Origin of the sequence: Natrinema zhouii, from assembly GCF_013456555.2 — an archaeon.
GTDB lineage: Archaea > Halobacteriota > Halobacteria > Halobacteriales > Natrialbaceae > Natrinema > Natrinema zhouii.
Window position 1 is genome coordinate 415737 of sequence record NZ_CP059154.1, and the last position, 22357, is coordinate 438093.

Genomic DNA, 22357 nt, shown 5'->3' on the forward strand with positions numbered 1-22357 from the left:
TCTCGCTACCGATCGACTGGAAGCCCAAACAGCGGCGAGTAACAGGGTATTGCTGTGAGGAGTCACATCCGGTATTCCCATCGATCCGAAATCGACGGAACGGTCAGGTCCCCACTGATCGACAGCGTGGACTGTACATTTTTGGCTCCCCACCACCATATCCGACTGTGCAAGAGTACGAGCGCAAGCAACTGCTCGAGCGCGTCGAGCGCGATGGGGCGACCGTCGGCGCGGACATCCCGGAGACGATCACGATCCAGGGGGAGGAGATCGACCTCCGGACGTTCGTCTTCGAGATCAAACGCCGCGAGACGATCCCGTCCGGTGAGCGCGAGCGCGTCGAGCAAGCGAAGAAGAACCTGCGTCGCGAACGGCTCGAGCGACTCGAGCGGATCGAGGCGGGCGATATCGCCTGGGACGAAGGCGAGGAACTCGCCCGGAGCATCATTGGCATCGACCGGGCGCTGAACGCCCTCGAGAGCCTGGGGCCGACGGATCTCGAGCGTGAACAGCAGGTCCAGCAGGCGCAGGACCGCAAACGCTGGATGTCGTTCCTGAAGAAGGCGCTGGGGCAGGAGGACGACGCCAGCGCGCGGAGGGGCCGATGACGACCAACGCCGAACTCGCCGCTCGCTTCGAGGAGTTCGCGGACCTGCTCGAGGCCGACGACGTCGAGTACAAGCCGCGCGCGTACCGCCGGGCGGCCGAGAACATCCGCGCGCATCCGTCGCCGATCGCCGATCAGATCGCGGCCGGCGACCACGAGGCCGTCGAGAACATCGACGGCGTCGGCGACGTCATCTCGTCGAAGATCATCGAGTACGTCGAAACCGGCGAGATCGACGAGCTCGAGGAGCTCCGTGCCGAACTCCCGATCGACATCGCTGACATCACCCGCATCGAGGGCGTCGGCCCCAAGACTGCAGGAACGCTCTATCGCGAACTCGGGATTCAAACCCTGGACGATCTCGAGGAGGCGGCCGAAGCCGGCGAGATACAGTCCGTGAAGGGGTTCGGGCCGAAAACGGAGCAAAACATACTCGAGAACGTGGAGTTCGCCCGGACCATCGGTCAGCGCCAGCTGCTCGGCGAGGCGCGGCCGCTCGCCGACGACGTGCTCGCGTTCCTCGAGTCGATCGACGCGGTCGAGCGCTGCGAAGTGGCGGGCTCGATCCGCCGGTGGCGTGAGACGATCGGCGACGTGGACGTTCTCGCGGCGACGAACGCCGGCGAGGACGTGGTCGAGCAGTTCGTCGCGTGGAGTTCAGTTGACGACGAGATCGAGTCCGGCCCCGAGAAGGCGAGCATCCGAATCGGCGAGATTCGCGTCGATTTGCGCGTCGTCGTTCCCGAGGAGTTCGGTTCCGCGCTCCAGTACTTCACCGGGAGCAAGGACCACAACGTCAGCCTGCGCAACTACGCGATCGACCGCGAGATGAAGCTCAACGAGTACGGAGCCTTCGATGTAAGCGGAGTACCGGACGAGGCGGAGGGACAGCGAGTCGGCGACCGCGTCGCCGGCGAAACCGAAGCGGGCATGTACGAAGCGCTCGGCTTGCCGTGGATTCCACCGGAACTCAGGACGGATCGGGGCGAAATCGCCGCCGCGGAAAACGGGGAGCTGCCGGACCTCATCACGCGCGACGACATCCGCGGCGACCTGCACAGCCACACCGACTGGTCCGACGGCAACACGTCCATCGAGGCGATGGTCGACGCCGCCGCGGAACGCGGCTACGACTTCTTCGGCATCGCCGACCACGCCGAGGGCCCCGGTATCGTCGGCGGCATGGGCCTCTCCGATACCGAGATCCTCGAGCAGGTCGAGGAGATCCGCGAGGTCGGCGCTGCAGCTGAGATCGAGGTCTTCGCGGGGATCGAAGCCAACGTCGACGCCGCGGGCGAGATCGACCTCTCCGAGGCGGTGATCGATGCCCTTGACGTGATCGTCGCCTCGACGCACAGCGCGCTCGGGCAGGACGCCGAAACCGCCACGGAGCGACTCGTCCACGCCCTCGAGAACCCGGCGATCGACGTGCTCGGCCATCCCAGCGGCCGGCTGCTCAACGACCGATCCGGCCTCGAGTTCGACGCGACCGCGCTCGGACGGGCCGCCGCCGAGCACGACACCGCCCTCGAGGTCAACAGCAATCCCCGCCGGCTCGATCTCTGGGGAAGTGCCGTCCAGGCCGCCCTCGAGGAGGGTGCACCCATTTCGGTCAACACGGACTCCCACCAGCCCTCGACGCTCGAGTACATGCGCTGGGGCGTCCACACCGCGCGCCGGGGCTGGGCCGAACCGACCGACGTGATCAACACGTGGGAACTCGACGACCTCCGCGAGTTCCTCCACTAAGCAACGGCATCTCGTCTACGAACTCATATGCGCTTGCTCGTCGACGTCATGTGCGGCGGCATCGTCTCCTCTCTGCGAATGTGCAATCACGACACCGCGTACGCCGGCGACCGCGGACTCGAGGCCGACGATTCCGTTCTCGCCGTCGCTCGGGACGAAAACCGGACGGTCGTTACGCGCGACAAACGGCTTGCAGCCCGCGCTGACGAGGCGGTCCTCCTCGAGTCCCGAGATACCGAGGCCCAACTCGAAGAACTGGCTGCGGCGGGCGTCGACCTCTCGCTGGCGGACGAGCCCGCCTTCTGCGGCCGGTGTAACGGCCCACTCGAGAGCGTCGATTCGACGGCGTCGACGCCGGAGTACGCGCCCGACGCGGCCGACGTCGAGGTCTGGATCTGTCGCGACTGCGGCCAGCACTTCTGGCGCGGCAGTCACTGGGATCGGGTTGGGAAGACACTCTCGAGGGTATCCGACTCTGACGAGGAATAGGGCGGTCCGGACGGGTCAGTACGAAATACGATTCGGTTCTCCGCCTAGAGCTCCACGTCGTCAAATCGTCCGTCGTACGCGATATGCTGGGGATGGGTCGGCTCCGTCCCCGACAGGAACAGTCGATCGAGCTTCTTCCACGTGTTCTCGTAGACGAGATGGCCGAGTTCCGCCGCCGTCGTCGTCCACCGCTCGAGGCCGTCGTCGTACACGACCCGGCGTGCGAGTCCGTCTTTGATCGCAGTCACCAGATCGCTCTCGCTCCCGATCGCCGTCTGGAACGCGGTGTGGGCGACGCCGACCGTTCGCGGGAGGTGGGCGTACGAAGAGGTAAACGGCGGTACAGAAAACGTCTCGGCGAGGCGGCGCGCGCGGCTGTTGTGCGGTGGGAAGTGTCTCGGGTTGTAAATCTCGAGCGCGTCGATCGTCTCCGCGTGCGTTTGCAGATCGGGCTTCTCGAAGCTCACGTTCGCGAACGTCGGATGCGGGACGAGCACCGCTGCGTCCTGTCGATCGAACTCGGCCATCGCCGTCTCGAGGGGGATGTAATCCGGGACGGGCTCCTCGAGCCCGATTGCGAGGACGTGTCTGCGCCGTCGCCACGATCCGGTGAACACCTCGCGGGCGGGGACGACCAGTAGCTCGTCGTCGGAGTGGGCCGCCGCGCGCTCACGAATCTCCGGAAGTCTGGTGAAGTGAGGCGCGTAGACGATCGCGTCGAGCCCGGCCCGTTTCGCACGCTCGACCACGCGGTCGTCGAGCACCTTCACGTGACAGTCGACTCGGAACGTCACTCCATCGGTCACGATACTCACTTTCGCAAGCGCCGAGTTATGAATTCTGATTTGCCGGCCACTCGAGCGTGGCCTTGATCGCGTCGACGATCGGGACGACCGGCTCCGCCGGATCGACCGAAATGAAGAGGCCGTCGTCGCCGACGTAGACGCGGAGAATCTTCAGGAAATCCATCGATGTCGTGATGTACTCGACGCGCTCTGCCTCCGGAAACAACGTGTTTCGGAAGAGTTTGCTCTGCATGAAGTCCATGTGGACGTTCGTGTGAATTTTCTCGAAGTGCTCGAGCATCGCGTCTCGACTGTCGTACGTGGAGACGGTGTCGTCGCTGAGGTAGAGCGGTCGAAACGACTCCGTGTTGTACTCACAGAACGCGTACAACGGCCCGGAAATCGTCTCCTGGACGGCCTGCCGTACGCGATCGGCGTCGAACGCCGCCAGCTCCGAGCGATTGGTCGCCGGCATACCCCGAGGTGAGGATCTCGAGGGCTGAAGCTCTGTCGGGCACGTGTCTTCTATAGTACCAACTGAAACGATTTACATACCGATCGTGCAGTCCGCGATTCTCGCTCACGTTGTTCGCTCCGAACCGCGCTACCGTCGAGCGGTCGGATGTGCATCGACTTTCAGTTGGTACTATAGCCGACGAACGTCGCTGCGAAAGGATGATTAGGGCGGCCGCCCGATTGCCAGTATCGAATGGCCTGGAAATGTGGGATCGACGGCTGTGGCTCAGTGTTCGAGGACGTCGAGTCCGCCGTCGTCCATCAGGCGGCGGACCACCAGCGCCGCGAGTGTAAGGTCTGTGGCACCATCGTTCCGGACGGCTATCTCGCCATCCGCCACGCCTTTATCGAACACAGCCGCGCCGAATACGTTCGCGCCTACGGTGCCAGTTCCGAAGCGGTTCGGGAACGCGAGGAGTTGCTCGAGGAGATCGAGTCCGTCGCGGATATGCAAACGATCGCCACGGAACTGAAACGCTAACGAAGCGATAGTAGCTCCCTGAGAGCCGTCAGTCTTGATCTCGGTATCAGTGGCCACTGATGGCGAACGATATTTTACCCCGATCTCAGTGTCAAACCACTAGTACTCTTCTCGTAGCGATTGAGACCGACAGCGCTCGTAGCGGTAGCAACCGACAGCGAGGGCTCATGTCGATGTCCGTATCGCTGGCCTGCGTGATGCACCCGGAGAATCAACAGCCGCGATCGACCGGACCGTCTCGAACCGCGCGATACCGTCCGTGCTCGAGTAGAAGGTATATCAGTAACTGAGAAGCGCGTTAGCGCTCGTCACTGTCTGCTCACGGCCACGAAGTGGCCGTTCGCATGGTCCGACGAACTATCGTTCGTCGCTATCCAGCACGCGAATCTGGTCGCCACGAACCGTCACCGGAATCGGGACCGTCGCTTCGTACAGTTCGACCGTTACTTGATCCTTCCCTTCGTCGATGCGCTGGACCTGTGCTTTCTCGCCCTTGAACGGACCGGCGATGAGTTCGACGATGTCGCCCTCGGCAATCCCCTCGACGTCCGGCTTCGGCGAGAGGAAGTGTTCGACCTCGGAGATGTCGGACTCGCCGGGAACGATGCTCCGCGCGTGGGGAATGTCCTCGAGCACGCGGTTGAGAGCCGCGTTGCCTTCGGCTTCGACCATCACGTAGGAGGTCAGCGAGTCGGGCGCGAGCGCGGCGTGGATATCGGGCTCCTCGCGGTTGATGATCATGTCTGCGACGGTGCGCTCCTGGCTCGCCGTCGTTTTGACAGCGAAAATGCCCATTAGATGCCACCACCGCTGGTCAGGAACACCATGATCGTACCGATGAGGAATCCGACGAGACCGATCAGCAGGACTCCTGCACCGGCGATTTTCGACACCTGAAGGAACTCCTCAGTAGTGGGTGTCGTCGCCATTTTCAACACCCGAACGTACGAGGTGAGGTCGTACGGAACGTCCATGTATGTCTGTTTACAGCGCGGGGTCTTTTATCTGTCTTTCGTGTCCGCCGACGGATCGCGGTCGTCCCGGGCTCAAAACGGCGCTCGATCGGAGTCAGCAGCGACGTTGCACTCGACGGCCTCGCGCCCAAACCGCTTGGCAACCAATCAGGTCATATGGCAGAAGACGACGCCGACAGAGCGAACGAGTACGAGGCGGAACGAGAGGCAGAGATCGACGACGAACTCGAGCGGATCGACCGCGATCCCGACGAGGTCGACGAGGGCGACGACGACCTCGGGACCCAGAACGCGCCCCGCGAGGACGCGGACGATCTCGAGGACCTCGAGGAGGAGGAACCGGAAGAAGCAGATCGAGAAGCGCCCGAAGAGGAGTGAGCAGACGGCGGAACCGGCGGAGAGCCGCTGACGGCGGACTCAGAACGACGGGAATACGTTTTCCTCGTAAAATTCGACGAACTCCGCCTGGTTCGAGCCGATCTGATGGACGACGACGCGGTCGTACCCCGCGTCGACGTACTCCTCGAGCGCGTCGACGTGTTCGTCGGGATCGTCACCGCAGACGATCAACTCCCTGATATCGTCCTCCGAGACGGCCTGCGTCGCCTGTTCCAGGTGGACTGGGGTCGGTAACTCCCACATCAGTTCGCCCGGGAGCCCCTCGATGGCCCAGATCTCGTGTGCGCGTTCGACCGCTCTGGCCTCGTCTTCGTCGTAACAGACGGTGATCTCACCGTATCGCGGCCCGTCGCCACCCGCTTCCTTGAACGTCTCGAGCAGCTCCGGGTCGGGGCTGACGCCGACGAAGCCGTCCCCGAATTCGCCCGCAAAGCGGGCCGCGTTCGGCCCGTCTGCGGCGATCGGAATCGGCGGGAGTTCGTCGGGGAGCGTGAACAGCCGCGCGTTCTCGACGGTGTAGTACTCCCCGTGGAAACTGGTCGTCTCGCCCTCCCAGAGCGTGCGGATGATCTCGATCGCCTCCGCGAGCATCTCGAGTCGGACGGCGTGTTCCGGCCATCGATGGCCCAACACGTGTTCGTTCAACTGTTCACCAGCGCCGACGCCGAGGAAGAATCGGCCGGGAAGCATCGTTGCGGCCGTCGCTGCCGCCTGTGCGACGATCGCCGGATGAACGCGGATGATCGGACAGGTGATTCCGGTCCCCAGCCGCAGGTCGTCGGTTGCCTGCGCAATCGCGCCGATCACGTTCCAGACCAGCGGGCTCTCGCCCTGACTCGCGAGCCAGGGGTGAAAGTGATCGGAGATCATGGCGAACTCGAACGCGGAGTCGTCGGCGAGCTGTGCGTACTCGACGAGATCGTTCGGACCGTGCTCCTCACAGATGAGTTTGTGGCCGATTTCGGTCATGGTTCCGTCGGGGGTCGTTCGCCCGGCGTTCCCGGAATCGGTGTCTGTGGGAGCTGGGATTCCGGCCGCGTCTCGAGCGTCACCTCCACCGACTCCTGCTCACCGTCCCGGACGACCGTGAGCTCGACCGTGTCACCGGGCGACGTCTCGAGCGCGAGATACGAGAGGAGCTGCGACTGATTCTGGACTTCTTCGCCGTCGATGGCGACGATTACGTCGCCGCTTCCGGGCCGGGTGGGGACCGCCGGCTGGAGAACGCCGTCGGCGGGCGCGTTCGGCACGACTTCCGTGACGAGGACGCCGGTAGCCGACTCGAGTCCGACCGCCTCGGCGATGTCCGGCACGACGGGCTGGACGCCGACGCCCAGGAACGGGTGCTCGTACGTGCCGTCCTCGATGAGCGCGGGGATGACCCGATTCGCGAGGCGGGAGGAGATCGCGAAGCCGATCGTCTGATCGGCTCCGGCGAAGACGACGCCGAGCACCTCTCCCTCGAGGCTCACCAGCGGGCCGCCGCTGTTGCCGGGATTGACCGATGCGTCGGTCTGGATCGCGGCCGGGATCGAGAAGCCGACCGGGCTGGGCAGCACTCGATCGACGCCGCTGACGATGCCCTGTGAGATCGAGGCATCGAGTCCGAGCGGATTACCGAGGACGAGCACCTCCTGTCCGATTGCGGGCTCGCGATCGACGATCGACAGTCCGGACGCACCGTCGGGCAACTCCTCGACGCGAAGGACGGCGAGATCGCTGTAGGGATCCGTTGCGACGATCGACGCGGTCCGCCACTCCTCGTTGCTGAACTGCAGTTCGACGCCGCCCTCGGTCGCGCTCTGGACGACGTGGTTGTTGGTTACGACGTGCTGCTCGTCGATGACGAATCCCGATCCCAGTCCGCCACCGCCGCGAGGGCCGGAGACAGTGACTAGCACGACGGACCCGATAGTGTCGCGATACGTCGCCGTATACGGACTGTCGACACCGTCGTCACCTTGCCCGCTCTGTCCGTCCTGCCCGTTCTGCGCAGCACTCGAGCCGACCCCGAGGCCGCCGATCGCCGCGGTGGCCCCGACCGCTCGCAGGACTCGTCTGCGCGTGCGCTGATCTGGAGTCACGCCCATAGCGACCCCGACAAGTGGTATAAAACGGCAACCAGCACACTCAGACGGTCATACTGCGGCCGTCCCGGGAGAAGCACCGCCGAGAGCGCCGCCGTCCGACTACTCGCTGCGCGCTGCTTCGACTGCGTCGACGAACGACGCCGCCGTCGCTCGAACCTGATCCATGTCGCCGTCGGCAATGGCCGCGTCGTCCACGATCGCGCCGCCGGCACCGACGGCCACGGCGCCGGCGTCGAAGAAGTCGGCGACGTTGTCGCGCGAGACGCCGCCCGTCGGAACGATGTCGACGTCGCCGAGCGGCCCCGCGAGCGCGCCGATGTGGCCCGGCCCGACCGTCGACGCGGGAAACATTTTGAGGAGATCCGCACCGGCTTCCATCGCCGTCACGGCCTCGGTGGGCGTCATCGCTCCGGGTGCGACGAGGACGCCGTGTCGGTTGCAGGTTCGGACCACGTCCGCGTCGGTATGAGGCGAGACAACGAACGACGCGCCCGCGTCGATCACCGACTGTGCGGTCGGCGCGTCGAGGACGGTTCCCGCGCCGACGACCGCATCAGTGTCCGCGAGTTCCCGGTCGACGGCCGCGATCTGCTCGGCCGCGCGCGTCCCGTCGGCCGTGATCTCGAGCGCGTCCACCCCCGCGTCGTACATCGCGCGGGCGACCGGGACGATTTGGTTCTCATCGACGCCGCGGAGGACCGCAATGACGCCGCCGTCGACGATCCGTTCCCTGACGACCCGTTTCTCGGTCATCCGTGCAGCCCTCCCGCAGCCGCCGTTCGATCCTCGGTTGCGATCCCGCCGCTGCTGAGACGATCCGTCATAGGTGAGCGTTCGCCCCTGGCCCACATAAATTCACTCATGGACGAAATAATCCGAATTTCAGACCGCTCACTCCTCGAGCGGGCGAATCGTGACGGACTCCGCCTCGTAGTCCTCGAGGAACGCGCCGGTGCCGCCGATGGTGTACCGGTCGCCGTCGACCTCGAGTTCGAACGCGTTCTCGATCGGAAGGGTCGAGGTGACGGGCCGGACGAGGCTCTGTCGGACGTCGACGACCTCGCCGGAGAGCGACGACGGGAGGTCCCGGTCTCCGACCGGCGAGCCGGTAACGGCGGCCTCGATTCGCGTGTCCGTCGCGCGGTGGAGCGCGATCTGGAAGACGGCGTTCCGGAATCCCTCGTAGGTACGGGGCAGTTCGTTCGGCGTGGTGACGTATCGCTCCTCCGCGGTGGGCCAGTAGTTCGCCAGGAACGAGCCGGCGAGGACGGGAGCGAGTTGCTCCTGCGTGATGGAGATTGCCCGCGTGTCGCTCGCGGATGTCGTCAGTATCTGACTCGGTGCGAGCAGTCCGTGCCGCCCGTCGACCGTCAACATCGTCGGCACGAGGGCGTCCCAGGTACGGACGGTGCTGGCCGTGCCGGCCAGTGACGCGATGTCCTGGTCCCCTTCGGTCGCACCAAGCAAGAGGAGAACGAGGACCCCTCGATCGACCGTCTCCTCGAGCGTCGATCGGACGCGCGGGAGTATTTCCGCGGGTAAGGAGAGTGTCACTTCCGTTTCGGCGCCGGCCAGCAGGCTCTCGATTCGCTTGAGCACCGTCTGTCTGGACTTGATGACCTCGAACTGTTCGTCCGAGCGCTCCGTCGTCGTGTACCGCGCCTGTAGCTCCGGTTCGATCTCCTCGACGCTGTGCGTGAGTCGCTCGACGACCGTTTCGGGCTGGACGGGACGGATCACCGTCGGCACCGAGTGGTCGTCGACCTCGACGAACCCCCGTTCCTCGAGTTCCTCGCTGATGCTGTAGACGTAGCGCTTGGACACGTCGGCGGCGTCAGCGATCGCGCTGGCCTTCGACTCCCCGTGGTCGAGAATCGCGAGGTAGGTGTCGGTCTCCTTCTCGGAGAGGCCGAATCGCTCGAGCAGCTCGGCGAGCTCGTCATCATCCATGTGTATTCGTTACGTCACAGATTGATCGGTCGATGTAAAATATGCTCGGTCCGACCACCCGTCCGCGTCCGTTCCGATCGATGTGACGAGCGCCCGGTCCGTTGACCGGAACGCGATGCGATCGTACGACTGGAAAAGTGAGAATACATTTTTCAACAAAGTTTATTGCCTCGGGAGTGAACTGAGAGAACGATGGAACTACACGGTGCCCTCAACGATTTTAAGCGGACGAAGGGCGATCCGCGGCGGTTTCCCGGCGAGCGCAGATCGACGGCGGGACTCTTCTCCGGGCTCGATGAACGACTGGTTCACGTCGCACCCGACGGATCGATCAGGGACTACTCCTACCCGCTCTCGGGGCTCGCCGGCATCGAACGCTCTCGGTTCGGGCTCGAGGCGGATGGCGACGTCCGCTGGTTCGACGACGGCGAGCAGCGCTACGTCGACGATACGGCGGTCGTCGAAACGACACACGCGGTCGGCGACGCGGCCTGCGTCCAGTACGACGTCACGATCGGTCGACTCCACCTAACCCACTTCGTGCTCGAGGAGGACAGCGACATCGCGACCGACGTCACCCTCCGCGCGTGCGTCGGGTTCGCCCCGGAAGGGAGAGCGGGACGAGTCGGACAGCTCCGCCACGGCGACGTCGTCGAGGTCCACCACGACACCGAGCACGACTTCCTCGCGGCCTCGACGACACTGTCCGTGACCGGGCAGGTCCCCGAGCGATTCGCGGAGTTACTCGCGGCGGAGCCGACCGATTTTCCGCGCTCACCGACCGACGACCGCTACGAGGAGGCCCGCCTCAGTCCGATCGCGACGACCGAAATCGATCTCACTGGCTCGTCGCCGAGCGCGACCGTCGCAACGTTGCTCTCGGACGGCGACCGGACCGACGCGCTCGAGCAGGTTCGGACCGATGTGGCCGAGTACGCCGACCGCGAAGCGATACTCGAGGCGGGCCGCGAGCAGGCTCGCGATCGGCTTCCCGATCCCGATGGCGGCGTCGAGGGCGGTTTCGCGGACCTCCGTGCGCTCGCGCTCCTGCGTGCGCCGACGGGTGCGCGGATGGCGGGCCCGGAGTTCGACCCGTTCTACCGGTACTCCGGCGGCTACGGCTACACCTGGTTCCGCGACGACGCCGAGATCGCCCGGTCCCTGCTCGACGCCGACCGGCGGCTGGCACTCGGGCTCGAGGCGTGGCACGCGAAGAGCGCCCGCTTCTACGTCGACGCGCAGCTGTCCGACGGCACCTGGCCCCACCGGGTGTGGCCGCACAACGGCGCGATCGCACCCGGCTGGGCGCACGGACGGGTAGAGGAGGGCCAGTCCGAGTCCGAGGAGTATCAGGCCGATCAGACCGCGAGCGTCGCGGCGTTTCTCGCGGCGTATCTCCGTCACGTCGACCCGGCCGACGAACGAGTCCGGGAGGCCCTCGCGGCGGCCCTCGACGGGCTGGACGACTCCCTCGCGGTCGACGGCCTGCCCGAACGCGTCCAGAACGCCTGGGAGAACATGACCGGCCGGTTCACGCACACGGCGGCGACGTTTCTCGAGGCCTACGCCGCGATCGCTCGGGCACCGGTCGACGAGGCGCTCGCGGCTCGGGCTCGAGAACGTGCACGAACCGTCTACGACGCCCTCGACGAGCTCTGGGTTCCCGAACGCGGCGTCTACGCCATGCGGACCGACGACGGTGCGGTGGACGACCGACTCGACGGGAGCACGCTCGCGCTGGCCGCGGCCCACCGGGAGTACGACGCCCTCGAGGGAGTCGACGACGACCGGCTCGACCGACTCGTCTCGCACGTCGAGACGACGCTCGACGGGCTCTACCGCGATCCCGAGGGACCGGTCGACGGACTCGCTCGCTTCGAGGGGGATCCCTGGCGAGTCCGCGAGCAGGACGGCGAAAAGATCTGGACCGTGACGACCGCTTGGGGCGCACACGCCGCCGTTGAACTTCGCGACCTCCTGGCGGCGAGCGACCGCGAGGAGACCGCCGGATTCGACGAACGCGCGCGCGACCTGTTCGAACTGGTCGGTCCCGACGGAGCGCTCCGGCGGCCCGGTGGCTACCTTCCCGAACAGGTGTTCGACGACGGCACGCCGGACAGCGCCACGCCGCTGGGATGGCCCCACGCCGTCCGACTGGCGACCGCGAGCGCCCTCGAGGAACCCGCATCGTCCGCGCTCGCGGACGCCGAGGGTCGCGCACCGCTGCAGGACTGAGGCGGGGGCGGGGACGGCGGCTCGATAGAAGTAGTGGTTCGATTATTCTGTTCGATGATCGACGGCGCTTCGCACAGCGGAACCAAACGAGAAATGGGCCGTTTAACCGCCGATTCGACCGCTTCAGGGCGTGACGGTCGGGGAATCGCGGTCGCGGGTGAGGACGTTGCGACCGGTTTCGGAATCGAACAGGTGGACGTCCGCTTCGTCGAACGTGAGCGTCACCCGGTCGCCGGGATCGAAGTCGACGTCCGAGTCGACGCGGGCGATGAACTCGTCGCTCAGATCGAGGTGGAGGAAGTTGTCCGAGCCGACGGGTTCGACCACGTCGATGGTCGCCGTGATCGAGTTAGCCGCGCCTTTATCGGTGATGGAGACGTTCTCCGGTCGGATTCCGAGCGTGTACCGACTCGAGTCGAGGGCGTCCTCGTGGCGGCCGACGTACGCCGCGGAGAGGTCGAACTCGAACCCGCCGTCGGGACCGGCCAAGCGGAGCCGGTCACCGTCGGATTCGACGGCGACGTCGACGAAGTTCATCGATGGCGACCCGATGAAGCCGCCGACGAACTCGTTGACTGGATTCTCGTAGACCTCGGTCGGCTTCCCCTGTTGCTGGAGTTCGCCGCCGTCGAGGATGACGATCCGATCGCCCATCGTCATCGCCTCGTGTTGATCGTGCGTGACGTAGACGGCCGTGATCCCGAGCTCTCGCTGGAGCCGCTGGATCTCCGCGCGCATACTCGTTCTGAGCTTGGCGTCGAGGTTGCTGAGCGGCTCGTCGAACAGGAACAGGTCGGGCTCCCTGACGATCGCGCGCCCGAGCGCGACGCGCTGTTTCTGGCCGCCGGAGAGTTCGTCCGGTTTGTCCTCGAGCAGGTCCTCGATGCCCATCATTTCGGCCGTTTCGACGACCCGTCGCTCGCGCTCGGTTTCGCTCAGATCAGTGCTCATCCGAAGCCCGAACTCCATGTTCTCGAAGACGGTCTTGTGGGGATAGAGCGCGTAGTTCTGGAACACCATCGCGATGTCCCGGTTCTTCGCGTGAACGTCCGTCACGTCCTCCTCGCCGATCCGAATTCGGCCGGACGTGGACTGCTCGAGGCCGGATAACATTCGGAGCGTCGTCGTCTTCCCGCAGCCAGACGGTCCGACGACGGTCACGAACTCGCCGTCCTCGATCTCGAGGTCGAGGCCGTCGACGGCGACGACCGACCCGGTGTCGTATTCCTTCCGGAGCGATTCGACCGTTACTCGTGCCATTTCCCTGTTCGTTCGACGAGGGAGGGTAAAACCTTTTCCCAAAATTAGGAATTTGAGAAGTAATATTACACCAAATATATACTTCCCTGTTGATTGCGATGTAATCGGATTCTCAGTCGAGGAAATTCGACGCCAGATAGCGACGCTTCAGCTCGTTGAAGGTGCACAGAGAAACCGACCTTGTTCCCTAAAAGGTCGATATGTAGCATATACTGTCCGCTAAAGTGATCGCGATCCGGTCCGGTGAGGCTCCATCCTAACAACTAAATATGTGAAGATATTATTCATCACCGTTTACCATGACACTGCATCGCAGGAACGCGCTCAAGGGTATCGGCGGGATTACGACGCTGACAGTCGCGGGCTGTCTCGGTGGATTGCTCGGCGGTGGCGACCAGGGGACGATGCTGTGGACGCAGTTCGAAGCGGGCGAGGAGAACTCGCTCGAGGAGCATCTCGGTACGTTCAACGAGGGGCGGGACGACGAGATGAACGCCGAGAACATCTCGGAGATGGAATCGCAACTCGAGACGGCGTTACCGGCGAGCAACGGACCACACACGTTCGCATGGGCCCACGACTGGATCGGCCAGTACCACGAACAGGACTTCGTCTACGACGCCGCTGACGACATCGGAGTCGACCTCGAGAGCACGTTCACGGAGGCCGCCGCACAGGCGGTTCAGTGGGACGGCGCGGTACACGGGCTCCCCTATGCGGCCGAGACCGTTTCGCTCATGTACAACCCGGACCTGGTCGACGGACCGCCGGAGACGCTCTCGGAGATGGTCGAGGTAATGGAAGATCACTACGATCCGGACAACAACCAGTACGGTCTCTCGGTGCCCGCGATCGAGACCTACTTCGTCAGCGCGTTCCTGAACGCGTTCGGCGGGACCGTCTTCGACGAGGAGAACGGCGAACTCGGTATCGAAGACGACGCGTTCATCGAGGGGATCGAACTCCTCGAGAGTTCCATCTGGCCGTACGTCGCGGAGGATCCCAGTCCCGAATCACAGATCCCGACGTTTTCCGAAGGGAACGCGCCGTATGCGATCAACGGGCCGTGGCAAATCAGCAGCTTCCGCGATGCCGGTGTCGACGCGACCGTCGCACCGCTTCCCGACATCGACGGCGGGGAGCCGTCGCCGTACACGGGCGTCCAGACGTGGTACTTCACGACGCAACTCGAGTCCGCGGACGACACGGCGCTCGAGACGACGCTCGAGTGGGCCGAGTGGTACACGACCACCGAAGACGTGATCCTGAGCAATGCCCAGGACCACGGGCTGATCCCGGTCCATCAGGAGTACACGCAGTCCGACGAACTCGGCGACGACGTCGAAGCGTTCGCCCAGACCGTCGAGATGGGCGTTCCCCTGCCGACCGACCCGAAAATCGGCGACGTCTGGACGCCGGTCAAGGACGGCCTCCAGCGGGTTTTCAACGGACAGTCGAGCGCCGACGAATCGATGGCAACCGCCGCCGAGGAGATTCGGAGCCGCTGGGACTAACTGACCGCGTTTGACACTGCCATCCCATGTCCACATCGTCATTTCTCAGACGCGTGTCCGAACGCGGTCGGCGCCGACTGCCGACCGGCCTCCGGGAGTACGATCTGTTCGGGATCTTGCTCGTGCTACCCGGAGTCGTCCTGTTCGGCTCTTTCATGCTGTTCCCGATCACGTTCCTGCTCTACCTGTCGGTGACCGACGCGACTCACGCCGGCACGGTCATCGGGGGCGGCTCGAGCGTGATCGGGGTCGACAATTACGTCGAACTCTTCTCCGATTCGCAGTTCTGGACCTCCCTCGGAGCTACGTGGCTGTTCGTCGCGGTGAGCCTAGTAATCAAAATCGCGCTCTCGCTCGGGCTCGCAATGGTCCTCACTCACGCCCGCGTGCTCGGAAAGCGGTACCTCCGAGCCGCGGTCATCATTCCGATGGGGTTCCCGACGATCTTCACGATCACGGTCTGGCGGGGCATATTCAGCGGCGCTCGGTTCGGGCCGTTGAACGAACTGCTCTACAGATACAACGACGCCGTGCTGTCGGTCACGGGGCTGTTCGATGTCGCGGCGCCGGAACTACTGCTGCTGGAGCTGCCGATCGGCTGGCTCAGCGGTCGGTGGAGCGCCTTTTTCGCCTATATCACGACGGAGGTCTGGCTGGCGTACCCGTTCATGGTGATCATCATCGTGAGCGCGCTTCAGGACGTCTCGGCGGAGCTCCACGACGCGGCGAAAGTCGACGGTGCGGGCTTCCTGAGCCGGTTCCGTCACGTCACGCTCCCGTCGATCAAACGGCCAGTCATGTTCGGATCGATCCTGACCGCGGCGACGTCGTTTCAGCAGTTCCTCATCCCGTGGGTCTTCAATCAGGGCGGTCCGTCTCGGCAGAACGAACTCATTATCGTGTACGGCTTCCGCGAGGCCTACGAACTCAATGAGTACGCGTTCGGGTCAGCGATCATGGTAACTGCTATCGCGTTCATCGGCGCGTTCATGTGGCTCGCGGTGAAGAAGGGCAATCTCGCCGAAGGGGTGAACACGTAATGACAGCATCCGAATCGGAAACGGAAGTCGGCGATCGAGACGAGAGTAGCGGGCGGAGTCCGCTGGATATTGCCAAGACAGTCGCCGCGACCGGCGGTGCGATCGGTATCCTGGTGGTCCTCATGTTCCCCGTCTACTGGATCTTCGCGGCCTCGCTCTCACAGGGGTCCGGGCTAATGAGTTCCGAAGGCATCTTCGCCGATCCGTCGACCTACAACCTCGAGGCCTACCGCTGGGTGATCCTCGAATCGGACTTCTCCGAGGCGCTGGTCAACAGCCTGATCGTCGTCTTTGTGACCGTCAGCGTCTCGATGTCGGTGGTCGTCCCGGGTGCGTACGCGCTCTCACGGCGGGACTTCGTCGGCCGGGAGAAGGTGCTCTACGGCTACGTCCTGTTCACGCAGGTCGGTGCCGGCCTCTCGGTCGCGACCCTCGTCGCGCTGTACGCCCTGTTCGTCAACCTCGGGCTGAGCAACAGCCTCCTCGTGCTCGGACTGTTCTACGCGGCGGGAGCGATCCCGTTCAACACGTGGTTGCTCAAGACCTTCATGGACAACATCCCGGTCTCCTACGAGGAGGCGGCGATCGTCGACGGCGCGGGGCGGTGGGACGTCATCCGCGAGGTGATCCTGCCGCTCTCGAAACCCGGCATCGCCGTCGTACTGGTCTTTACCTTCCTGGCGGGGTGGAACGAGTTCATCGTTGCTCGAACGCTGCTCCGGCCGGACAACTACACGCTCTCGGTCGAACTCTACTCGCTCGCGACGGCCGGGCGCTACGAGACGCCGTGGACCGAGTTCTCGGCGTTCGCGCTCCTGTTCGCGCTGCCGGTTGCGATCATCTACTTCTTCGCACAGAGTTACGTCGAGAGCGGCCTCTCCTTCGGTGGGATGGACGGCTGAACCCTCTCACTACTGTTGTTACCGTTTCGCTGCATCCCGACCGGATTTCCCTGTGCTTGCAGTGTCGCTCTCGAGCACGACGGCAGTGTCCACGGCGAGCGCGTGCGTCCACGAGTCGGTTCCGTTACCATTGTCGCTATTGACGCCCTCGTCACCATTGCTACCATCGTCGCCGTCGTTACCCTCCTCGCCATTGTCACCATCGTCGCCATCATCACCCTCCTCGCCATCATCACCCTCCTCAATACACGCCTCGCCAGTCAGCAAATCGATCCCGTTGATGGACTCGCCGATCCGCACCGTCGCCGCGCCGTCACCGAAGTGCAACGCGACGACGACTCGGCGATCGCTCGCCGGATCCTCCCTGGCGAACGCAACGGCGTCGGTCTCGCTCTCGTACGGGATTCGCTCGAGGTCGGCGGCGGATCGGAGCGCCGGTTCCGACTTCCGAAGATCGATCAGTCGCCGGTAGTGCGCGAGTAGTTCCCCGTCGAACGATCCCCAGTTCATCGGCTCACGTCGTCCGGTCACGCCGGTCTCCTGCCCGTAGTAGAGCATCGGCGACCCGGGGAGAGTGAACGTCGCGGCGCTCGCGGCCAGTTGCGCCGCCCGTCCGTACTCGGTGAGATAGCGATCGGTGTCGTGGTTCTCGACGTACAGCAGCCACTGGGAGGCGGGGTGGGCACCCCTGCGCTGCCGTTCGTCGATCGCTTCGAGGATCGCATCGGCGGTCGTCGTGTCCAGCCCGGCCGCGGAATCCGCAAACTCGTCTGCGACCGCGTCCCCCTCGATAGGTGCCGCCATCTCGGCGGTGCGCTCGTCCCCGTCCTCGTCCGCGGTCGACTCGCCCAGTCGCTCGAGCGTCTCGTGAAGCACGTCGTCGTGGTGCATGTGGAACCGGCCGCCGCCCATCTCGACGTCGGACGGCAGCGTCTCGTCCAGCAGGAAGAAGTCGCTGTCCGTGCCGCTCACCCGGTCGTAGACCTCGGTCCAGAAGCTCAGGGGGACACCCCAGGCGACGTCGGCGCGAAAGCCGTCGACGCGCTCGGCCCAGAAGTCGACGACCGAGAGCAGATACTCCCTGACCGCCGGATTGGCGTAGTTCAAATTGGGAATGTCGTCCCAGCCGAAGTAGGTGTCCGGGTCGCGGGCGTCGAAATCGTCCCAGCGATACCAGTCGCGGTAGCGCTCGTGCTCGGGATGCGTCTCGTCAACGGCGGCCTCGTAGAAGGGGTGCGCGTCCGCCGTGTGGTTGATCACGAGATCGAAGACGACTCGAATATCGCGGTCGTGACAGGCGTCGACCAGCGCCTTGAAGTCGGCCATCGTCCCGAGAGCCGGATCGACGCTGAAGTAGTCCGTCGTGTTGTATCCGTGTGGACCACCGTGCTCCATCGGCGTCCCGAACCCGCTTTCTGCCTCGAGAAACGGCGTCAGCCAGAGCACGTCGATGCCGAGGCGCTCGAGGTGGTCGAGCCGGTTTGCGATCGTCTCGAACGTGGGTTCGTCCGAATCCGGAAATCGCCGTGTGAAAATTTCGTAGACGATCGAATCGACGGCCCACTCGGGCGGTTCGAAGGGGTGGACGACGCTGACGGCCGGCTCGTCGTCACGGGGCACTAGATCGATCGCGTCCGGAACGGAGTGGCGCTCGTCGACCGCGACGGCGTAGATGCGGACCGGTTCGTCGATCGCAGCGACCGGAATCGTCCCGTCCGACTCGAGCACGTCCTCGTTCCGATCGTCGACGACGTACTCGACGGTCGGCTCCCCGTCGCCGACGACGCTCGCGGTCGCCGAGAGCCGGACCCGACCGTCCGCGACCGTCGCGTCCAGTTCGACCCGCGGTCGCGGCGCGTCCGCGTCGGCCGCGGGAAACGCGCGGACCGTCAGTTCGTGCGTCCCGTCGGGTGCCTCGAGCGCGAGCGTGTACTCGCCCGGAACGTCCGGTTCGAACTCGGCGACCGGAGCGTCGGTCGGTGCCGCGGTCGAACCGTCGGGAGCCTCGAGCACCCGCCACGCGTACGTCCCGTCACTGTCCGGGTTCCGCGGTGCGAGATCGTCGCGGCTCTCCATCTCGTTCCCGTTCGGATCGACGATTCCATCGCCGACGGTGACGAATCGCGGCGGACCGGGGTGGTGCGATCCGTCGCCGCTCCGAAACGTGCGATCGGACTCGGCTTCGCCCCCGTCTGCGCGCAGTCGTCGCTGATCCATGGGATTCCTTCCGGCTCGGGTGATAAATTTGTGGTGTAGTAGTACACCACAATTGTAACAGAGCGGGTTTGCAGTCACCGTCGCTGTCAACGACGGTGCGACCTCGTCGTTCGTCAAACGGCGCGAACCGGAGATTGGCTGGTTCGATGTCGGCTTACGCTTCGTCGAACAACGCAAATCAGAGATTTGCTGGCTCGACGCGGCTTACGCCGCGTCGAACAACGCTGAGCGTTGCTCAGCGAGCGTGACGAAGCTCACGCTTCGTCAAACAACTCCTCGCCCTCGACCATGTGTTCTTCCACGGTCTCCATGTCCAGCGTGACACCCAGGCCGGGTTCCTCCGGGACCTCGATGTAGCCGTCCTCGATGACGTCCTCCTCGACGAGGTCCGACCACCAGTCGAGCTCGTAGGAGTGGTACTCCACCGCGAGCGAGTTCGAGATGGCCGCGCCGACGTGGGCGCTGGCGACGGTCGCGACCGGCGAGGAGACGTTGTGCATCGCGACCGGCACGTAGTACATATCCGCGAGGTCGGCGATTTTCTGCGTCTCGCGCATGCCGCCGATCTTGGGCATGTCCGGCGCGACGATATCGACGGCCTGCTCCTCGAGCAGGCGGCGCTGGCCGTGTTTCCGGTAGACGTTCTCGCCGACGGTGATCGGCGTCGTCGTCGACTGGGTGACCTCCCGCTGGACGTCGTGGTTCTCCGGCGGGACGGGGTCCTCGAGCCACCAGACGTCGTACTCGTCGAGGCGCTCCGCGAGTCGTTTCGCACTGCCGCCCGAGAAGCTCCAGTGGCAGTCGAATGCGACGTCGGCCCGCGAGCCGACGCGCTCCGTGACCTTCTCGACGATTTCCGCCTTGTGTTCGATCTCGGGGTCGCGGAGGTGTCGGTTCGCGCGGTCCTTCTCGTGACCGCTGGGAACGTCGAGGTCGAACTTCAGGGCGTCGTACCCCAGTTCCTCGACGACGCGCTCGGCTTCGTCGGCGCAGGCGTCGGGATCGGCTTCCTCCTCGGTGTGACAGTCGCAGTAGACCCGGACCTCGTCGCGGTACTTGCCACCTAGCAGCTGGTAGGCCGGGACGCCGAGGATCTTTCCGGCGAGGTCGTGCAGCGCGACCTCGATACCCGAGATCGCGGTGACCGTGACGCCGCCGATCGAGCCCTCGCCGGACATCTTCTGGACAAGGTGCTCGGTCAGCCGGTCGATGTCCAGCGGGTTCTCGCCCTGCAGGAAGGGCGTCATCCGCTCGATCAGTTCCGGCACGCCGGCTCCCCAGTAGGCTTCACCGGTGCCGGTAATCCCCGCGTCAGTGTAGATCCGTACCAGCGTCCACGGGAAGTTGCCGTCGATCATCGTCGTCTGGATGTCGGTGATCTCGACATCCCGGTCGCCGCCGCGTTCACGGGTGACTCCCATCGTCTCGCTCGAGAGGTCACGCATCGTATACTCAGCGTTCGGATCGTGCAGCTGTGAGTAATCGATTCCCATAAGGCGGATTTTCACTCCTAAGGTAGTAATAGTTTCTACCTTCCGTGAGCAAGGTCCGGGGGTGCGCGTGGTCGGTGATTGGGAATCAACGGAAATGAACCCACCGCTTGCGAACGGCACCGCCGCTCGATCGAGCCAGAATCGCCGACCGAAGTCGTCCCTCACACCCGCTCGAGTTCGTCGATCACGTCCTCGAGATCGACGTCTAACGCCGACATCGCGGCGAAGGCGGCCCGCTTCTCGGCCGTTCGACGATCGATCGCTCGTGGGCCGACGGCGAATTCGATCCGGCAGACTCCCTCCGACGGGCTCGAGTGGCCGAGCACGGTGACGGGGCCGACCTCGCGGGTATTTCGAACGTGGGTCCCGCCACAGGCCGCCACGTCCCACGGGTCCGTCTGACCGGTCATTCCGGAGAGCCGGTTCCCGTTTCGGGTGTCGGTTTCGTCCTCGATCGTGACGATTCGGACCCGGCCCTTCTCGACGGCGCCCTCGTCGGCCTCAGCGTCGAACGCGACTTCCTCGCGCTCGCGCGCCGCCGAGATCGGCACGTCGTCCCACGACACCGGCCGCGACTCCCAGATCACGCGATTGACCGTCTCATCCAGTTCGATCAGCATTTCGTCGTCGACGGTCGCGGCCGTCTCGAGATCGACCCGGACCGTCTCCGGGCCGATCTCGAGCCCGGCGTACGAGCCGTCCTCGAGCAGGCGCCGCGCGGCCCCCGTGAGTATGTGGCTGGCGGTGTGGGCCCGCATGCAGTACATCCGGAACGACCACTCGACCGAACACAGCACGCGGTGGCCCGACCGAAACGACGGCTCCTCGGCCAGCACGTGGACCTGCTCGCCGTCGACCAGTTCGACGTCGCTCACGGTGAGATCGCCGATGGTCCCGCGATCGGCCGGCTGGCCGCCGCTCGCGCCGTAGAAGTGACTCCGCTCGAGCCAGACGCGCCGGCCGTCGATCGACGTCACTTCGGTCTCGAACCGCGTGGCGTACGGCTCCGCCGCCGCCCGTTGCCCGGTCATCGGTTGGAGTCTGTCGTCAGCCACTAAAAGTCTGCTCGCCGGGGGTGTCACCGAATCCGAAAGAGCGGTCGATTACTCGGCGAGCGTGACGTCCAGTCGCTCCTCGAGCGCCTCGATCAGGCCGCCACCGATGCCGGCCTGCGTCGCGCGTCCCTGTTCGACGGCGAGAAGGTCTTTCTCCGGTGCGCCGAGTTCGTCGGCGAGTTCCTCGCGCTGGAGACCGGCATCCCGTCGGGCCTCGACGAGCGTCTCGCCGTAGTCCGAGACGAGATACGGTAGCTGATCGTCGTCGTAGTTAGTCCCCTCGCTCTCCCAGTGTTTGGAGTCGCCGTCCCAGACCGGGTTCGCCTTCGCGACGTTCTGAGCCGCCTTCTGCTTGCGGCTGAGTCCGTCGTTCGAGGACCCGCCGGACGAACCGCTCCCGCTCGAATTCCCGCCGCTCCGGTTCCGGTCCCCGCCGTGGGTCTGCGAATCGTCGTGTGGCGCACAGTCCGGGCAGACCTCGAGTTCGGCGCCGGCGACCGTTGCGAGCCTGAGCGAGGGACTCTCGGCCCCACAGAGTTCGCAGTTCGTCCCGCCACCGCTGCCGGACGAACCGGTCGAGTATTTGGCCATGCGACACATT

22 protein-coding genes are annotated in these 22357 nt (G+C 64.9%); 9 read left to right on the plus strand and 13 right to left on the minus strand.

Features of this window, described 5'->3' with window-relative positions; all coding sequences use genetic code 11:
• The first annotated feature begins 167 nt into the window (after positions 1-167).
• Genes HYG81_RS20785 through HYG81_RS20795 form a run of 3 tightly spaced genes read left to right on the plus strand, consistent with a single transcriptional unit; the run spans position 168 to position 2845 of the window.
• A complete protein-coding gene (locus tag HYG81_RS20785; RefSeq protein ID WP_180841606.1) occupies positions 168-608 on the plus strand; it encodes a DUF5788 family protein in 441 nt (146 codons plus the stop codon).
• Complete coding sequence (polX, locus tag HYG81_RS20790; protein ID WP_180841607.1) at positions 605-2356, plus strand: DNA polymerase/3'-5' exonuclease PolX; 1752 nt, start codon at positions 605-607, stop codon at positions 2354-2356. The genes HYG81_RS20785 and polX overlap by 4 nt, the downstream gene beginning before the upstream one ends.
• Positions 2357-2383: 27 nt before the next feature.
• Positions 2384-2845 (plus strand): DUF5615 family PIN-like protein, encoded by a 462-nt coding sequence (locus tag HYG81_RS20795; protein WP_180841608.1) that lies wholly within the window; start codon positions 2384-2386, stop codon positions 2843-2845.
• A gap of 44 nt (positions 2846-2889) precedes the next feature.
• Here HYG81_RS20795 and HYG81_RS20800 read toward each other — a convergent pair whose 3' ends face one another.
• Together HYG81_RS20800 and HYG81_RS20805 are read right to left on the minus strand one after the other, a co-directional pair.
• A complete protein-coding gene (locus tag HYG81_RS20800) occupies positions 2890-3639 on the minus strand; it encodes a PHP domain-containing protein (protein ID WP_180842946.1) in 750 nt (249 codons plus the stop codon).
• Between the two features lie 37 nt (positions 3640-3676).
• Complete coding sequence (locus HYG81_RS20805) at positions 3677-4105, minus strand: hypothetical protein (protein ID WP_180841609.1); 429 nt, start codon at positions 4103-4105, stop codon at positions 3677-3679.
• Positions 4106-4339: 234 nt separating this feature from the next.
• Between HYG81_RS20805 and HYG81_RS20810 the strand changes: the two genes are divergently transcribed.
• Positions 4340-4627, plus strand: coding sequence for a DUF7565 family protein (locus HYG81_RS20810; protein ID WP_180841610.1), 288 nt, complete (start codon positions 4340-4342; stop codon positions 4625-4627).
• 357 nt (positions 4628-4984) lie between these two features.
• Here HYG81_RS20810 and HYG81_RS20815 read toward each other — a convergent pair whose 3' ends face one another.
• Entirely contained in the window at positions 4985-5422 is a 438-nt protein-coding gene (locus tag HYG81_RS20815) for a transcription elongation factor Spt5 (protein ID WP_180841611.1), read from the minus strand.
• Positions 5422-5601, minus strand: coding sequence for a protein translocase SEC61 complex subunit gamma (locus HYG81_RS20820; RefSeq protein ID WP_180841612.1), 180 nt, complete (start codon positions 5599-5601; stop codon positions 5422-5424). Before HYG81_RS20820 ends, HYG81_RS20815 begins: the two co-directional genes overlap by 1 nt.
• 156 nt (positions 5602-5757) lie before the next feature.
• Here HYG81_RS20820 and HYG81_RS20825 point away from each other — a divergent pair, with 156 nt between their 5' ends.
• Complete coding sequence (locus HYG81_RS20825) at positions 5758-5979, plus strand: hypothetical protein (RefSeq protein WP_180841613.1); 222 nt, start codon at positions 5758-5760, stop codon at positions 5977-5979.
• 39 nt (positions 5980-6018) lie between these two features.
• Here the strand turns inward: HYG81_RS20825 and HYG81_RS20830 are convergent, their stop codons facing one another.
• The 4 genes from HYG81_RS20830 to HYG81_RS20845 all read right to left on the minus strand — a co-directional run bounded on the left by HYG81_RS20830 (position 6019) and on the right by HYG81_RS20845 (position 10040).
• Positions 6019-6969, minus strand: a complete 951-nt coding sequence (locus tag HYG81_RS20830) for a TIGR03557 family F420-dependent LLM class oxidoreductase (RefSeq protein WP_180841614.1) — start codon at positions 6967-6969, stop codon at positions 6019-6021.
• A complete protein-coding gene (locus HYG81_RS20835) occupies positions 6966-8090 on the minus strand; it encodes a S1C family serine protease (protein ID WP_180841615.1) in 1125 nt (374 codons plus the stop codon). The genes HYG81_RS20830 and HYG81_RS20835 overlap by 4 nt, the downstream gene beginning before the upstream one ends.
• Positions 8091-8189: 99 nt before the next feature.
• Entirely contained in the window at positions 8190-8843 is a 654-nt protein-coding gene (locus tag HYG81_RS20840) for a bifunctional 4-hydroxy-2-oxoglutarate aldolase/2-dehydro-3-deoxy-phosphogluconate aldolase (RefSeq protein ID WP_180841616.1), read from the minus strand.
• 138 nt (positions 8844-8981) lie between these two features.
• Complete coding sequence (locus HYG81_RS20845; RefSeq protein ID WP_180841617.1) at positions 8982-10040, minus strand: TrmB family transcriptional regulator; 1059 nt, start codon at positions 10038-10040, stop codon at positions 8982-8984.
• Between the two features lie 192 nt (positions 10041-10232).
• Here HYG81_RS20845 and HYG81_RS20850 point away from each other — a divergent pair, with 192 nt between their 5' ends.
• On the plus strand, positions 10233-12275 hold the full coding sequence (locus tag HYG81_RS20850; RefSeq protein WP_180841618.1) for a DUF7997 domain-containing protein: 2043 nt from the start codon (positions 10233-10235) through the stop codon (positions 12273-12275).
• A 123-nt stretch (positions 12276-12398) separates the two neighbouring features.
• On the opposite strand, the gene HYG81_RS20855 is transcribed toward HYG81_RS20850, so the two are convergent.
• Positions 12399-13535: an ABC transporter ATP-binding protein gene (locus tag HYG81_RS20855; RefSeq protein ID WP_180841619.1), complete on the minus strand. Its 1137-nt coding sequence runs from the start codon at positions 13533-13535 to the stop codon at positions 12399-12401.
• A 299-nt stretch (positions 13536-13834) separates the two neighbouring features.
• On the opposite strand from HYG81_RS20855, the gene HYG81_RS20860 reads away from it, so the two are divergent.
• The 3 genes from HYG81_RS20860 to HYG81_RS20870 are packed head-to-tail and all read left to right on the plus strand — an operon-like array spanning position 13835 to position 16991.
• Positions 13835-15049, plus strand: coding sequence for an extracellular solute-binding protein (locus HYG81_RS20860; RefSeq protein WP_180841620.1), 1215 nt, complete (start codon positions 13835-13837; stop codon positions 15047-15049).
• A gap of 26 nt (positions 15050-15075) precedes the next feature.
• Positions 15076-16089 (plus strand): carbohydrate ABC transporter permease, encoded by a 1014-nt coding sequence (locus HYG81_RS20865; protein ID WP_180841621.1) that lies wholly within the window; start codon positions 15076-15078, stop codon positions 16087-16089.
• The gene (locus HYG81_RS20870; protein WP_180841622.1) at positions 16089-16991 is read left to right on the plus strand and encodes a sugar ABC transporter permease; all 903 of its coding nucleotides are present in this window, start codon (positions 16089-16091) and stop codon (positions 16989-16991) included. Before HYG81_RS20865 ends, HYG81_RS20870 begins: the two co-directional genes overlap by 1 nt.
• A gap of 18 nt (positions 16992-17009) precedes the next feature.
• Here HYG81_RS20870 and HYG81_RS20875 read toward each other — a convergent pair whose 3' ends face one another.
• The 4 genes from HYG81_RS20875 to HYG81_RS20890 all read right to left on the minus strand — a co-directional run bounded on the left by HYG81_RS20875 (position 17010) and on the right by HYG81_RS20890 (position 22347).
• Positions 17010-19208: an alpha-amylase family glycosyl hydrolase gene (locus tag HYG81_RS20875; protein WP_226376003.1), complete on the minus strand. Its 2199-nt coding sequence runs from the start codon at positions 19206-19208 to the stop codon at positions 17010-17012.
• Between the two features lie 254 nt (positions 19209-19462).
• Positions 19463-20701, minus strand: coding sequence for a mandelate racemase/muconate lactonizing enzyme family protein (locus tag HYG81_RS20880; RefSeq protein ID WP_180841623.1), 1239 nt, complete (start codon positions 20699-20701; stop codon positions 19463-19465).
• Between the two features lie 161 nt (positions 20702-20862).
• Complete coding sequence (locus HYG81_RS20885; protein ID WP_180841624.1) at positions 20863-21732, minus strand: alanyl-tRNA editing protein; 870 nt, start codon at positions 21730-21732, stop codon at positions 20863-20865.
• A 72-nt stretch (positions 21733-21804) separates the two neighbouring features.
• Positions 21805-22347: a helix-turn-helix domain-containing protein gene (locus HYG81_RS20890; RefSeq protein WP_180841625.1), complete on the minus strand. Its 543-nt coding sequence runs from the start codon at positions 22345-22347 to the stop codon at positions 21805-21807.
• Positions 22348-22357 lie beyond the last annotated feature (10 nt).

Coding starts and splice junctions, on each gene's coding strand:
- HYG81_RS20845 (WP_180841617.1), bottom strand. CDS start 10,040: ATGGATGATGACGAGCTCGCCGAGCTGCTCGAGCGATTCGGCCTCTCC.
- HYG81_RS20870 (WP_180841622.1), top strand. CDS start 16,089: ATGACAGCATCCGAATCGGAAACGGAAGTCGGCGATCGAGACGAGAGT.
- polX (WP_180841607.1), top strand. CDS start 605: ATGACGACCAACGCCGAACTCGCCGCTCGCTTCGAGGAGTTCGCGGAC.
- HYG81_RS20855 (WP_180841619.1), bottom strand. CDS start 13,535: ATGGCACGAGTAACGGTCGAATCGCTCCGGAAGGAATACGACACCGGG.
- HYG81_RS20885 (WP_180841624.1), bottom strand. CDS start 21,732: ATGACCGGGCAACGGGCGGCGGCGGAGCCGTACGCCACGCGGTTCGAG.
- HYG81_RS20850 (WP_180841618.1), top strand. CDS start 10,233: ATGGAACTACACGGTGCCCTCAACGATTTTAAGCGGACGAAGGGCGAT.
- HYG81_RS20860 (WP_180841620.1), top strand. CDS start 13,835: ATGACACTGCATCGCAGGAACGCGCTCAAGGGTATCGGCGGGATTACG.
- HYG81_RS20830 (WP_180841614.1), bottom strand. CDS start 6,969: ATGACCGAAATCGGCCACAAACTCATCTGTGAGGAGCACGGTCCGAAC.
- HYG81_RS20820 (WP_180841612.1), bottom strand. CDS start 5,601: ATGGACGTTCCGTACGACCTCACCTCGTACGTTCGGGTGTTGAAAATG.
- HYG81_RS20890 (WP_180841625.1), bottom strand. CDS start 22,347: ATGGCCAAATACTCGACCGGTTCGTCCGGCAGCGGTGGCGGGACGAAC.
- HYG81_RS20810 (WP_180841610.1), top strand. CDS start 4,340: ATGGCCTGGAAATGTGGGATCGACGGCTGTGGCTCAGTGTTCGAGGAC.
- HYG81_RS20815 (WP_180841611.1), bottom strand. CDS start 5,422: ATGGGCATTTTCGCTGTCAAAACGACGGCGAGCCAGGAGCGCACCGTC.
- HYG81_RS20865 (WP_180841621.1), top strand. CDS start 15,076: ATGTCCACATCGTCATTTCTCAGACGCGTGTCCGAACGCGGTCGGCGC.
- HYG81_RS20825 (WP_180841613.1), top strand. CDS start 5,758: ATGGCAGAAGACGACGCCGACAGAGCGAACGAGTACGAGGCGGAACGA.
- HYG81_RS20795 (WP_180841608.1), top strand. CDS start 2,384: ATGCGCTTGCTCGTCGACGTCATGTGCGGCGGCATCGTCTCCTCTCTG.
- HYG81_RS20880 (WP_180841623.1), bottom strand. CDS start 20,701: ATGGGAATCGATTACTCACAGCTGCACGATCCGAACGCTGAGTATACG.
- HYG81_RS20875 (WP_226376003.1), bottom strand. CDS start 19,208: ATGGATCAGCGACGACTGCGCGCAGACGGGGGCGAAGCCGAGTCCGAT.
- HYG81_RS20840 (WP_180841616.1), bottom strand. CDS start 8,843: ATGACCGAGAAACGGGTCGTCAGGGAACGGATCGTCGACGGCGGCGTC.
- HYG81_RS20835 (WP_180841615.1), bottom strand. CDS start 8,090: ATGGGCGTGACTCCAGATCAGCGCACGCGCAGACGAGTCCTGCGAGCG.
- HYG81_RS20805 (WP_180841609.1), bottom strand. CDS start 4,105: ATGCCGGCGACCAATCGCTCGGAGCTGGCGGCGTTCGACGCCGATCGC.